The 12,835-nt window shown below is 59.1% G+C and carries 14 protein-coding genes and 1 pseudogene; 14 read left to right on the top strand and 1 reads right to left on the bottom strand.

The annotated features are described in order from the left end of the window. The first annotated feature begins 3 nt into the window (after positions 1–3). The 14 genes from AC3WQN_RS10530 to AC3WQN_RS10465 all read left to right on the top strand — a co-directional run bounded on the left by AC3WQN_RS10530 (position 4) and on the right by AC3WQN_RS10465 (position 12,404). Entirely contained in the window at positions 4–750 is a 747-nt protein-coding gene (locus tag AC3WQN_RS10530) for a hypothetical protein (RefSeq protein WP_103399229.1), read from the top strand. A 7-nt stretch (positions 751–757) separates the two neighbouring features. Further along, entirely contained in the window at positions 758–1,222 is a 465-nt protein-coding gene (locus AC3WQN_RS10525) for a hypothetical protein (RefSeq protein ID WP_103399228.1), read from the top strand. Positions 1,223–1,285: 63 nt separating this feature from the next. Beyond that, a complete protein-coding gene (locus AC3WQN_RS10520; RefSeq protein ID WP_103399227.1) occupies positions 1,286–1,597 on the top strand; it encodes a hypothetical protein in 312 nt (103 codons plus the stop codon). A gap of 87 nt (positions 1,598–1,684) precedes the next feature. Further along, positions 1,685–2,848, top strand: a complete 1,164-nt coding sequence (locus AC3WQN_RS10515) for a phage tail sheath subtilisin-like domain-containing protein (protein ID WP_103399226.1) — start codon at positions 1,685–1,687, stop codon at positions 2,846–2,848. Between the two features lie 12 nt (positions 2,849–2,860). After that, positions 2,861–3,364 carry a phage major tail tube protein gene (locus tag AC3WQN_RS10510; protein ID WP_103399225.1) on the top strand — a complete coding sequence of 168 codons (504 nt, stop codon included), beginning with the start codon at positions 2,861–2,863 and terminating at the stop codon, positions 3,362–3,364. A 12-nt stretch (positions 3,365–3,376) separates the two neighbouring features. Continuing rightward, complete coding sequence (locus tag AC3WQN_RS10505) at positions 3,377–3,691, top strand: phage tail assembly protein (protein WP_103399224.1); 315 nt, start codon at positions 3,377–3,379, stop codon at positions 3,689–3,691. Between the two features lie 149 nt (positions 3,692–3,840). Then, a complete protein-coding gene (locus AC3WQN_RS10500; protein ID WP_492589236.1) occupies positions 3,841–6,921 on the top strand; it encodes a phage tail tape measure protein in 3,081 nt (1,026 codons plus the stop codon). A gap of 9 nt (positions 6,922–6,930) precedes the next feature. Continuing rightward, a complete protein-coding gene (locus AC3WQN_RS10495) occupies positions 6,931–7,776 on the top strand; it encodes a phage tail protein (protein ID WP_103399223.1) in 846 nt (281 codons plus the stop codon). Further along, positions 7,751–7,957 (top strand): tail protein X, encoded by a 207-nt coding sequence (locus AC3WQN_RS10490; protein WP_103399222.1) that lies wholly within the window; start codon positions 7,751–7,753, stop codon positions 7,955–7,957. Before AC3WQN_RS10495 ends, AC3WQN_RS10490 begins: the two co-directional genes overlap by 26 nt. 65 nt (positions 7,958–8,022) lie before the next feature. Beyond that, the gene (locus AC3WQN_RS10485; RefSeq protein WP_103399221.1) at positions 8,023–9,066 is read left to right on the top strand and encodes a phage late control D family protein; all 1,044 of its coding nucleotides are present in this window, start codon (positions 8,023–8,025) and stop codon (positions 9,064–9,066) included. Positions 9,067–9,142: 76 nt separating this feature from the next. Next, positions 9,143–9,706 (top strand): glycoside hydrolase family 19 protein, encoded by a 564-nt coding sequence (locus tag AC3WQN_RS10480; protein ID WP_103399220.1) that lies wholly within the window; start codon positions 9,143–9,145, stop codon positions 9,704–9,706. Continuing rightward, a complete protein-coding gene (locus AC3WQN_RS10475) occupies positions 9,688–10,230 on the top strand; it encodes a lysis system i-spanin subunit Rz (RefSeq protein WP_103399219.1) in 543 nt (180 codons plus the stop codon). The genes AC3WQN_RS10480 and AC3WQN_RS10475 overlap by 19 nt, the downstream gene beginning before the upstream one ends. Positions 10,231–10,380: 150 nt before the next feature. After that, positions 10,381–11,175: a DNA adenine methylase gene (locus AC3WQN_RS10470; protein WP_103399218.1), complete on the top strand. Its 795-nt coding sequence runs from the start codon at positions 10,381–10,383 to the stop codon at positions 11,173–11,175. Positions 11,176–11,228: 53 nt separating this feature from the next. Then, positions 11,229–12,404 carry a HEPN domain-containing protein gene (locus AC3WQN_RS10465; protein ID WP_146038361.1) on the top strand — a complete coding sequence of 392 codons (1,176 nt, stop codon included), beginning with the start codon at positions 11,229–11,231 and terminating at the stop codon, positions 12,402–12,404. 41 nt (positions 12,405–12,445) lie between these two features. Here the strand turns inward: AC3WQN_RS10465 and AC3WQN_RS10460 are convergent. After that, positions 12,446–12,778, bottom strand: a pseudogene (locus AC3WQN_RS10460) (SOS response-associated peptidase family protein); the annotation flags it as partial. Between the last annotated feature and the right edge of the window lie 57 nt (positions 12,779–12,835).

Below are 12,835 nucleotides of genomic sequence, written 5' to 3'. Positions count from 1 at the left end.
TAAATGAGTCTCGAATCTGGAATCGCCGACCTGACCAAGGCGTCAACCGACCTAATCGCTACGTTCAATGGGAAGAAAAACGAAATCAATAAGGCGGTGGCGGATGCCATTGCAGCCATCCCGGAAAACTTGAAGATTTATCACGTAAACCAACAGACCGGGCTGGACACCAATAACGGCTTTACCGTGACGCCGTTGAAGACGATTCAGAAAGCGCTGGATAACACGCCCGTTGGCGGCATTTGCCGGGTGTATGTGCAGGGTGATTATCAACTAAGCGTGAATTGCCTGGTCGATGGTCGCTTTCTGACGGTCTTTAGTGATCAGTCTGGCACCCGCCGCAAAATCGCCCCGGCCTATTACCTGTCCAGTGACGGCACCGTTTCGTATATGGCCGGGTTTTCCTTGACGAACGGCGGCTCGGTCATGCTTCAGGATATCAGCATCCCTATGCCGAGTTCGCTGGGTTTGGCGGTAGCACCGTCTGGGTTCACCTGGTCGTTTTTCAAAACCACCTCAAACGGCGGCACGCCGTTTATGTCGATCAAGATGACCTCTTGCGATGTAACCGTGCCGGCTGATGGCTCTTTCCAAGGCTACATTGTCGGTGCGCCGCAAAGTGCCGTCATTTTAGAAGTGCTCGCCGTTTCGTTCCCGTCTGGTTTTGGCGGCCGCTATGTGGCCGGCATTCCGTCCGGTACCGCGCCGGCCACGCTGAGCAATATCCTGACCAACATTCCGGCCTTGTGAGGACAATATGCAAAAGCAAAATCTGAACTTCGACTTTCAAGGTCGCACGTTTATCGGCTTCAACTTTGCCGACTTGCCATTATCTGCGGCGCTGTTGGTTGCCGCGCAGCAGATCGACCAGGCCGCCGACCAAGCGCGTAACGCCGTATTGGGCGACCCGCTTCGCGCAGTGGAATATCAACTGACGGCAGATGAGGCTGAGCGCTTTGCGGCAGTCGATTACACCGGCCCCGTTCCGCTGACTGTTCAAGCCTGGATGGATGTGACCGAGCTGGACGCCAAGGCGGCTACCGATGACATTCTTGTCGAGGCCGCAGCCTGGAAAGTCGCGATCTACGCTCTGCGTGCCGCACGCCTGAAGGGCAAGCAGCAGGTGCTCAAGGCGCAAACTCACGACGCGGCCGAGGTGCTGGCAGACGAAGCCATCAGCGCCATTCGCAGCAGTGTCCAGGGCGTCGGAAACGCGGCCTAATCAACCCTCTTAACCCGCACCCGAGGCCGCTAAGCGGCTTTTTTTGTGTCTGGAGTAAGCACTTTGAATCGAACCAACTGGCAGCACGCCTTGGCGGGCCTGCTGATCATGGCCCTGGTCTGGGCCTTTCTGGCGCTGTTCGGCGTCCCGTCCGGACAGTGGGCCGGCGCCGCTGCCGGCGTCTTCTTTTTCTTCGGCCGTGAGTACACCCATGGCGAGCGCAAGCTGGCCCATGACGAAGCTGTACATCCAGCCAATCTGCGCTGGTATGACGGTCTACGCATCTGGCGTTGGACCCCAGGCGGTCGCCTTGCCCTGCTGTCCCCCCTAGTGGTCTGCCTGCTGGCCGCGCTGCTGATGTCGCTGCTGCTCTGACCGGCACTTCCTGCAGCCCCAATCCGGGGCGCCTTCTTTCCTCTAGACCGCGCACGTCGCGGTCTTTTGCTCTCTGGAGATTGCTACATGAGCGGATTTTTTCACGGCGTGACCGTCACCAACGTCGACACCGGATCGCGCAGTATCGCGCTGCCGTCGTCATCGATTATCGGGTTGTGCGACACCTTCACCGTGGGGCCTGGGGCCAGCGCCAAACCCAACGAGCTGTTGTTGATCACCCGCGAAAGCGAAGCGGTGGCGGCCTGGGGCCTCGACGCGGCGATCACCAAAGCGGTGAAAGCGATTTTTGCCCGGGCCAAGGCGGTGATCGTCGCCTGTGGCGTGGCCAAGGTGGCCGACGGCCCGCTGCAAACCTCGGCCATTATTGGCGGTGTGTTGGCCGACGGCACGCGCACCGGCATGCAGGCGCTGTTGGATGGCAAGAGCCGGTTTAACGCACAACCTCGGTTGCTGATCGCGCCGAAGCACAGCGCGACGCTGGCGGTCGGTACCGCGTTGGATGGCCTGGCTGGCAAGCTTCGCGCCGTGGCGATTGTCGACGGCCCGAACACCACCGATGAAGCGGCCCTGGCCTACCGTAAAAGCTTCGGCAGCAAGCGGGTGTTTTTCGTCGACCCGGGCGTCAAGTGGTGGGACACCGGCACCAGTGCCACGGTTGATGCCCCCGGTTCTGCCTGGGTCGCCGGACTCTTCGCCTGGACCGATGCCGAGTACGGTTTCTGGGCCTCGCCGTCGAACAAGGAGTTTGTCGGTATCACCGGTACCGGGCGGCCAATTGAGTTCCTGGACGGTGACGACACCTGTCGGGCCAACCTGCTGAACAACGCCGGTATCACCACGATCATTCGTGATGACGGTTTCCGTCTGTGGGGCAACCGCACCTGCTCGGCCGACCCGAAGTGGGCGTTTGTTACCCGGGTCCGCACCATGGACATGGTAATGGACGCGATTCTGTACGGGCACAAATGGGCAGTCGACCGCTCGATCACCAAGACCTATGTCAGTGACGTCACCAACGGCCTGCAGGCATTTATGCGCGACCTGAAAAACCAAGGCGCGATTATCAACTTCGAGGTCTTTGCCGACCCGAGCCTCAACACCGTCAGCCAGCTGGAGCAGGGCAAGGTGTACTGGAACATTCGTTTCACCGATGTCCCACCAGCAGAGAACCCGAACTTTCTGGTCGAGGTCACCAATCAATGGTTGGCCGAAGTCCTCGAATCCGCCTAAGGAGGCCGTTGCATGATTCCGCAAACGCTATTCAACACCAACCTGTTCGTCGATGGGGTGAACTTCACCGGCGACGTGCCCAGCCTGTCACTGCCCAAGCTGACCACCAAGACCGACGAGTATCGCGGCGGCGGTATGGCCGGCCCCATTGAAATGGCCCAGGGCCTGGAAAAGCTCGAAGCCTCGTTCGTCACCAAAGGCGTGCGCCGCGAGTCGCTGAAGCACTTCGGCCTGGCCGACGGCTCGGCGTTCAACGCGGTATTCCGCGGTGCATTCAGAGGGCACAAAGGCAAGATGACCGCCGTGGTCGCCACCTTGCGCGGAATGCTCAAGGAAGTCGACATGGGCGACTGGAAAGCCGGTGATGCCGCCGAGATCAAACATGCCGTGGCCGCCACCTACTACAAGCTGGAAATCGACGGTCGACTGATCTACGAGATCGACATGATTGCCGCGATCCAGGTGATCGATGGTGTGGACCAACTCGCCGAAATGCGCACCGCGCTGGGCCTCTAAGGAGTACTCAACATGAGCAACCAATCCCCTGATCTGAAACCGCTGCCAGCTTGGCTGAAAGTCACACCCGACCATGCGGTGGTGACCTTGTCGCGCCCCAGCGAAGTCAATGGTGTGAGCGTCGACACCCTGACCCTGCGCTCGCCGACGGTGCGCGAAGTGCGCGCTGCCGATCGGGCGTCCGGGGGTGATGAAGAACAGCGCGAGCTGATGCTGTTCGCCGGCCTGGCCCAGGCGGGTGTCGGTGACCTGGAAGGCCTGAAACTGGTGGACTATCACCGCCTGCAGGCCGGCTATTTTCGCCTGGTGCAGGACGTCGGGGTTTAACCCAGGGCTGCTGAAACTGGCGGCAAAACGTCTGGCGGCGGACACCGGTTTTTCCGCCGTCGAGATCCAGGCCATGCCGTTTGCCGAGATGCTCTGGTGGCTCACGGATTGAGCCGCTGCCGGTAAACCTCGCAACAGGGAGCCATGTCATGGCGAACAATATTGCCCTCGGGCTGGTTATTGGTGGCGCCGTCAGCCCCACGGTCGGCGCCGCGTTTAAAGATGTCGAAGGGCGCATCAAGCACCTGGAGGCACAGGGCACCAAAGCCCGGGTGCTGCAGCGCACCATTGGCGACACCATCCGATTGCGGGATGAGTGGAAAAAGGCCAACGACAGTGGCGCCGCTGGAGCGGGCACACTGTTACGCAAACTGGAGTCGAATCTCAGCAGCTTAAAAAAACAGGGTGTCGAGGTTCGCAACCTGGCCAAGGCCTATCAAACGATGGGCCAGGTAGCCCGTAAGTCGGAGCTGAAAGCGGTCGGGCACAGCCAAATCAAAGAAGGTAAAGAGGGCCTCAGCGGGACCATTGGGCGCGCTGCTGCGGCCACGGCGGTGATTGCTATCCCCACCAAGATCTCGGCGGATTATCAAACGCAGATCCGTCAGATGTCCCTCTGGGCGCACACCGCCGGCACCGATGCTGAACAGCAGATGGCCGACAAGATCAGCCAGGTCGCGGCGAAAAAAGGCATGGGCCAGCAGGCGCTGGCCCGCGCGGTCGGCGGGCTGATCGAGAAGGGGATCGACTGGGAGGAGTCGGTCGACTATGCGCCGCTGATTGCCGACCTGGTGGACGGGCAGGGCATGGAGGCGGAAACGGTGGCCACCTTGTTCAGCGCCTTCAAGGAAGCCGGGGTCAAGAAAGCAGACATGGGCGCGATGCTCGGCCAGGTCGCGGCGGCGGGGGACATCGGCGCCTTCGGTCCCAAGGACATGGCCAAGTACATGCCGGCACTGCTCGGCACGATCAAACGCCTGGGCATGGAAGGTCCGGAGGCGGTGCGCTTTCTCGGGGCCAGCCTGCAATCGCAGTTCTCGCAAACCCAGGACGCTGCAGCCGCCGCGACCAACATGAACAACCTGCTCAACGCGGTGATCAGCAGCACCAGCCAGGAACGGTTTGCCAAGGAAGGGTATGACCTCGCGGGTTCGATCCTGGCCGCAACCAACAGTGGCAAGGCCGCCAACCCAGTCGACGCCTTCATCATGCTCAGCGAAAAGCTGATCGCCAAGCAGGATCCGAAAAAGGCCAAACGCGTCGAGGCGCTCAAGGCCAAGATTCAGGCGTCCAAGGATGGCAGCGTCGAAGAAGAGCAGGCCATGGTCGCGCTGATCGAGGCGGCTGGCCTGGCCACAATCGTCAGTGACCAGAGCGCCAGTGATGGTCTGTTGGCCCAGATCAAATACGGCAGCAAGATCAAGCAGGACATGTCGACCATCAAGGACACCGATGGCCGGGTGAAGATTGAGCAGGATGCTGCCCGGGCACGGGAAACCTCCAATGCCAAATGGAGCGCCGCCACCGCGAGCATGGAAGCGTCGATGACCAGCGTCGGCAATGCCTTGCGGCCACTGACGGACATGGCCGCCGATGGCTTGACCAAGGTCGGCAATGGCCTTTCCAAACTGGCCGAAAAATTTCCCGAAGTCGTCAGCGGCACCACCGTGGCGGTTGGCGCCATTGGTGCGGTGGTCACTGCTTTCAGCGCTTTCAAGATGGGCAAGGGCTTGTTCAACCTGGCCCGGGGTTCCTTGGGGGGCAAGGACAAGGACATCCAGAAGGTGTTTGTCACCAATGCCGAAGACGGTCCTGCGGTTGACGGTGGTCGGACAGCCCCGAAGGGCAAGGCCGGGGTGGCCTTGTCACTGGTGGAAACTGGACTCAAAACGGTTGCCGCGATCAAGGGCAAAGCCCAGGGCGATGACGGTCCGGATACCGGCAAGGAAACGGGCGGCTTTGATGTGGTCTCGACCGGGCTCAAAGTGGTTTCGCTGATTCAGGATGCTACGGGTGATAACGACAATGGCGGGGCCGGTGGTGAGGTCAAGGACGGTGTTCAGCGGGTGTTTGTGGTCAACTCTCCGGTGATCGGCGGCGGCAACAAGCGCGGGCAGCGCCGAGGGCGCGGGTCGAACCGCGCTTCATCGCAGCGGCGCCGGCCAGCAGGGAACACTCGACCCACTCGTCCTCCCGTTCCCGTTCGTCCCGCACGTCCGGCCATTCCACCACGGCCTCCCGTTCCCATGCCTGCCGCACCCGGGATGCTGTCAAAGCTGGGCGGTGCCGTGGGCAAAGTGGGCCAGGTCGGCAAGCTGTTCCCGGGTGGCGCGTTGCTCGAGTCCGGGGCGATGGCCTTCGACACCTTCCAGAACGCCGAAACTCAGGACGAAAAGGCCGAAGGGTATGGGGCGGCAGCGGGTTCGTTGGCGGGCACCATGGCCGGTGCAGCGGCGGGGGCGGCGATTGGTTCGGTGGTGCCCATCATCGGTACCGCCGTCGGCGGCATGATCGGCGCGTACCTGGGCAGTCTGGGCGGTACCGCGCTCGGCGGTGTCGCCGGCAAGTCGTGGTTCGGCGCGGATGCTCCGGAAAAACCAGCGGCACCCATCACCCCGTTGGTGATGGCGGCGCGGCCAGGTCCTGCGGTCCCGGCGTTGTCGAGCATCGGGCAGTCTTTTGCACCTGTGTTGCCGATGCCGGCGCCTCATGCCCCACGTGTACCGGACTCCAATGCCGTGTTACTGCGCTCGCAGTTGGCGAACAAGGCAGGTGTCGAGGAGTCGGATTTGGAGCGTCCTAAAATCGCGCCACCTGAACCAGCCCCGAAGCTGGGGAGTGTGGTTCGTCCGGTCTCGGTACCGCCAGTGGCGCAGCCGGTGCCCAATGAGCCGCGCCGGTCGGATCCCAATGGTGCGCTGTTGTTGCCACCGAAAGCAGTGGCGCCTGAGCCGGACGCGAAGCTGGGGGATGTGGTGCGCTCGCTGACGGTACCACCAGCGGCGAAACCGGCGGTTGTCACCCTCCAGCCGCCGGCCCCGGGTAAACCGGTGCCGGCCAAGGTGGATCAGAAGTTTGAGTATTCCTTGAGCATGCCGGTGGCTGTTCACGGTGATGTCAAAGATCCGTACCGCCTAGCCCAGGAACTGATGCCGCATATGCAGCGCATGCTGGCCGATGCCGCCAAGCTGAACGCCGCCAGTAACCTGTTTGATCAACCTCACCTGTAAGGAGTGGCCATGGCCTATATGGAACAGATGCAAACCGGCCTGAAGTACCTGGTGGAAGCCGGGGAGGCGGGCCGGCGCAATGTGGATGGCATGCTGGGACCGGTGAACGGCGCGATCAGTGAGATCACCGGCGCGGTCTCGGAGCTGGAAAATATCCCGTTCATTGGGCCGGAGGTCAGCGCCAAGCTGCAGCGGGTATTGCGCGGTGTGAATGCCGCGCAAAGTAAAGTCGGTACGGTGCTGGCCACCTATGGCCGAGTCACCCGCGCCGCGAGCCAGGTGCAGGAGCGCATGGGCACGTTGAAGGAGCAGGCCGGCAAAGCGGCCACGGTGGTCAATAAGTTTGCCGGCCAGGTCAGTCCGTCGTTGACCAACATCTTGCCCACCGGAGGCATTGGTAAGGATGCCACGCCGATTCCGGCAGCGGTGAAACCGTTCCCGCACTTGCTGATTATCCAGCCGCTCAAGCCGGAGGCGAAGCCGTATTACTTCAACCTGGACACAGCGGCCTTTGATGAGTTGCGCCGGCAGACCGAGTTTCGCTGGGCCTCCCAGGAGCGACTCACGCGGCGACCCGCGCAGCAGGCCATCGGCATGGGCGAGGAAAAGCTCACCCTCAAAGGGGCGATCTTCCCGGGCTTCAAGGGCGGGCTCAAGCAGTTGGACACCCTGCGCAGTATCGGCGCCCAACTGATGCCGCTGGGCTTGACCACCGGCTACGGTGACGTGCTGGGCAATTGGTGCCTGAAGAGCCTGGAAGAAGAGCAGAGCGCTCTGCTGCAGGGCGGCATCCCACGTAAACAGTCTTTCACTTTGGAGTTTGTGCGCTATGGCGACGACATGCAGAACGTCTGATGGCGACCTGTTGGACGCGCTCTGTCATCAGGTTTACGGGCATTTAAACGGCACGGTGGAAGCGGTGCTGCAAGCCAATCAGAACCTGGCGGATGAAGCCCAGCCATTCCGGGCCAACGTGTTGATCCTGTTTCCGGACCTGCCACCACCGGCAGAGGCGAGCGTGCAGCTGTGGGACTAGCACCATTTTTTGACCCGCCCTTTGAGAGCCGCCTTGAGCGGTTTTTTGTTACCTGGAGATAACGCATGACTCCCACCTTTCGCATCGTGGCGGACGGCGCGGACATCACGGCCTTGATCAATGATCGGCTGTTGCTGCTGCGGACCCTCGATAAACCGGGCATGGACTCGGATGAATTCGAACTGCGCATCGATGACCGTGATGACGTGGTCGCACTGCCCAAGCGCGGGGCGAGCATTGAGGTTTATCTGGGCTATGCTGGTGCCTCTCTGACCCGTTTGGGCCGTTACACCGTCAACCGTGTGGAAGCGTCGGGGCCGCCCTCAACCCTGGTTATCCGGGGGCGGGCCAGTGATATGCGCGGCAGCGGCAAGACCACTCGGAGCGGCTCCTGGGAGAACGTACCGCTGTCGCGGATCGTCAATGACATCGCTATTCGTAACAGTTGGAAACCGGAGTGCCCGGTTGCCACCGTGGTGCCACGCGCCGACCAGCTAAATGAATCCGACTTCAACTTCATCACCCGTCTGGCTAAGGTCCACGATTGCACGGCGAAGGTCGCCGACAACAAGTTACTGGTCTTGCCGCGCCAAAGCGGTGCGACCGCCAGTGGCAAGAACATGCCCAGCATCACGATCCGCAAAAGCGACGTCAGTCGCTGGCAATTTTCGTTCGACGACGGCAGCACGCAGAAGGCGGTCCGAACCAAGTATCAGGACAAGAAAACCGGCGAGCTGGTCAACCTCAGTCTCGACAATGACGACGCACCCCCGGGGTTGCCGCCGGTGCACACCGACCGGCACATCTACCCCAACAAGTCCGCAGCCGAACAGGCGGCCAAAGCCCGGCTCGCGGCGTTCAACCGTTCGACGGCGGAGGTCAGGCTGGAAATGGTCGGGCGCACGGATCTGTTCGCTGAGCGGCAAATTCTGGCCATGGAGTTCAAGGTCGGTCTCGACGGTGACTACCTGGTGGACTCGGTCGAGCAGGTGTTCACCCAGGGCGGCTGGAGCACCACCGTCGGTTGCAATGCTGGCAAGAAAGGTAAGGCCAAGGCGGCCGGCAAGAGGAAGGCAAAAACCAAGGAAGTCAAAGTGCTCGACCTGTAGTCGGGCGTGTTCCCCCGTACTAATCCCCCCCATCCATCACCCGCCATTGAGCGGGTTTTTTGCGTCCGGAGAATCTATGTCCATCACCGAACACCAACTGCTGCGCATCATGCCGAATGCCCGAGACGCGTCATTGACGTTTGTCTGGGCGCTCAACCAGGCCATGGCGCGGCGTAAGATCGATACCCCCAAGCGCCAGGCCGCGTTCCTGGCGCAAGTCGGACATGAGTCTGGCCAATTGCAGCACGTCCGCGAGCTGGGTGGTAAGCAGTACCTGAGCAAGTACGACACCGGCACCCTGGCCGCCAGACTGGGAAACACACCGGAGGCCGATGGTGATGGCCAGCGTTATCGCGGTCGAGGGCTGATTCAGATCACCGGCCGCGACAACTACCGGCACTGCAGTCTCGCGCTGTTTGACGATGAGCGTCTGCTGACTCAACCCGAGCTGCTCGAGCAACCACAATGGGCAGCCGAATCCGCAGCTTGGTTCTGGGAGCGCAACGGTTTGAATGAGCTGGCTGATCGCGACCAGTTCAACAGCATCACCCGTCGGATCAATGGAGGGCTCAATGGTCTGGAGGATCGGCTGCAGCTGTGGAAGCGGGCGAGGGCAGAACTATGCGTATCGTCGACCTGATCCCCGCGCAGCTCCGGTTGTTCGCCATCGGCCTGCTAATTGCGGCATTGGCCGGTGGATCGGCCGCAGTGGTCTGGCAGGTGCAGGACTGGCGTTACGGTGAGCAGCTGGAGCAACAAGCCCGCCTGCAGGCGGAAACCCTCAACCAAATGGCCCTGGCTGCTGCAACGCGACAGCGTGCAGAACAGGACAAACGCCTGACGCTCGAGCAGCGCCTGTCGGCCAGCGACCAAACCCACTACAAGGCCCTGACGAATGTTCAAAAAGACCAGGCTCGCCTGCGTGATCGGCTTGCTACTACCGATCTACGGCTGTCAGTCCTACTCGATGCCACCGATGCAACCAGCAACTGCTCAGTGCCAGCCACCTCCGCCGCCAGCGGCGTGGTTCATGGTGCCGCACGCGCCCGACTTAACCCAGCGCATGCTCAACGAATTATCGGCATCACCGATACCGGCGACCAAGGATTGATCGCCTTGGCAGCCTGTCAGGCCTACGCCAAAGAAGTCTCAGCACCGAAGTAAAAAAGAGCGACCGGGGTGGATGCGTCAACATCCACCCCGGTCGCCGTCCCCGCAGATCGTCCCTGCAAGTCCAGCCAAGGCTCCTGCTTCGTGCACAAAGCGGAGCGAGCCTAGCACCTGTTTATTCATACAGTAAAGGTCTTGCTTTATATGTCCACTCCCATCATCCCTTGGATGGGCGGCAAACGCCGCCTGGCCGACCGCCTCATCTCACTGTTCCCACCCCACGAATGCTACGTCGAAGTCTTTGCCGGCGGTGCAGCGCTGTATTTCATGCGCCCCCAAGCGGCGCCCGTCGAAGTCCTCAACGACATCAACGGCGATCTAGTGACGTTGTACCGCGTCGTGCAGAACCACCTGGAAGAGTTCGTGCGCCAGTTCAAATGGGCGCTCAGCTCACGCCAGGTGTTCGAGTGGCAGAAGATGACCCGCCCCGAAACCCTCACCGACATCCAGCGCGCCGCCCGGTTCTTCTACCTGCAGCACCATGCCTTCGCCGGCAAGGTCTCCGGGCAGACCTTCGGTACCGCCACCACCGGCCCGGCGATCAACCTGCTGCGGATCGAGGAAAATCTCTCGGTCGCCTGGCAACGTCTGTCCGGCACCTACGTTGAAAACCTGCCCTGGCTTGAATGCGCTGAACGTTACGACCGTCCTCACACCTTCCATTACATGGACCCGCCTTACTGGCAGACCGCTGGTTACGGGGTGGATTTTCCGTTTGATAACTACGAGCGCATGGCCGACTTTATGCGTCGGTGCAAAGGCAGGGTGATGGTCAGCATCAATGATCACCCGGATATTCGGCGGGTGTTCGAGGGCTTTCATTTTGAGACGGTGGACATTCGCTACTGCAATACCAACCAACGGCAGGATAAGGCAGAGGTCAGTGGAGAATTGATTGTCATGAACTGGGAGCCCACAGTATTGGGAAGGTTGTTTTAACGCAAGTGTGATAGCTTTGGAATTTTATACTGGTTTCATAGGGGGGGATTTACATGAATGCGCAGGCGCTGGAAAATCTTAAGCTAAAGATTGCAGGAGTAGTAGGGAATTGTGAGTTGGACGAGTCGGTTATTTCAGGTTCTGATAACTGGAGCAGAATCGAGAATCTTGGTCGTCTAATAGCAAGGTTAAAGCCTGAGTGGATAAGTGAGCGCCAAGGAGAAATGCTTATATGTAATCTTATATATAGCTCGGTTAATGAGCTTTCACGTGAGACAAAGCTGAATGGGCGGCTTGCTAAGTTTGTTGATGTGGTAGCGTTGACGGAGCATATGTTAGGTCGGATCTCAGGGCTGCCATATGAATATAAAATATATTATGAGCTTCCGAATTTTTCTCTTCCGAACGGTTCGAGGATTGATATTGGAAATGAGGCATGTTTAGAGTTGTTAAGTGATAATTTTGTAAAAGGTCCGTCTTTATCCAGTGCTTTGGGGGTGCGCTCTAATACTGAAACTTGTTATTTCTGCACGAAGGTTACTGGATATTGTGATTATGATCCATCCGCAGAGACGCCTCAGGAAAGTTTGAAGATGTTCAAGGTGTTTGTAGAAAGAGGGAAAAGCTCTAATGTCCTGATGACTAATTTTTTCTTGGGGTGGTGGGGGGAAAGGGAGGCGAAACCGATAATTTATATTCATGAGATTGAAGGTGTAGATCCTGGAAGGGTTATAAGTTATTCGGTTTCTAAAGATATCGCTCAAGTTCTAACTACTCTTCAGTTGGGTCACGACTTAGAGGTGGGAACTAACGCTCAGGAGGCGTTTGCGAATGGTATGCGAGGCTTTTTGAAGTTGACAAGTCGTCGAGATGTATCTCTGGCTCGTGTAATCGCAGCTTGTGAATGGAGTTTTGATTCTGATTCTGAACATGTTTCAGCTATGAAAGTTGTTAAGGTGTGCATCGGTCTAGAGTCGATTTATGGTGAGGATAACTCTGAGGGTGGTTTAACAAAGTCACTTTCTGATCGGTGTGCTTATTCGCTTGCGAATGACGTTTTTGAACGAAAGCGCATCATGAAAAATTGTAGAGAGCTGTATAAAGTTAGATCCAGTATTGTGCATGGGGTAAAGCGAAAGCTCTCTGCTGCGGATTCTGATTTGCTTAAATTCGGAATGGAAATTCTGACGGGGTCTATTGACAAGGAAGTTACACTGCTCCCAGACTAGGATGCATAATAGAGCGTGCGCTATTGTGTTTTTTGGGGAGTTCAAGGATACAGCGGCTTAATTATATCTGATCCTTGGTTGCGTACGTTGCCAGCAGAAGGACTGACTCTGAACCACTCAAAGATTTCGGTCGGTTCGTCCTGATGACGCACTATCTGCTCGGCGCATTCCTTGGGGGCTCCTAAGCCCAGTCATTCCCGGGCCAAGTCTGGCGAGAGCACAACCGGCTGCCGGTTGTTGATGTCGACCACTTCGCCAACAATGTCCGCGGTGATGATCACAAATCCGTCAAGCTCGCCTGGCCCTTCATCGCTATCGGGAAACTGTCCGATAGCTGCGCATAGGTTCGGTGCGCTATCTCGACGACGGATCATTGCATACTTCAGATTTTTTAGTTGAGGGGTGTTAACACCCCTCCATCCGTGCTCAAC

The organism is Pseudomonas sp. FW300-N1A1 (genome assembly GCF_058789115.1).
This window is presented reverse-complemented; position numbering and strand designations above follow the sequence as displayed.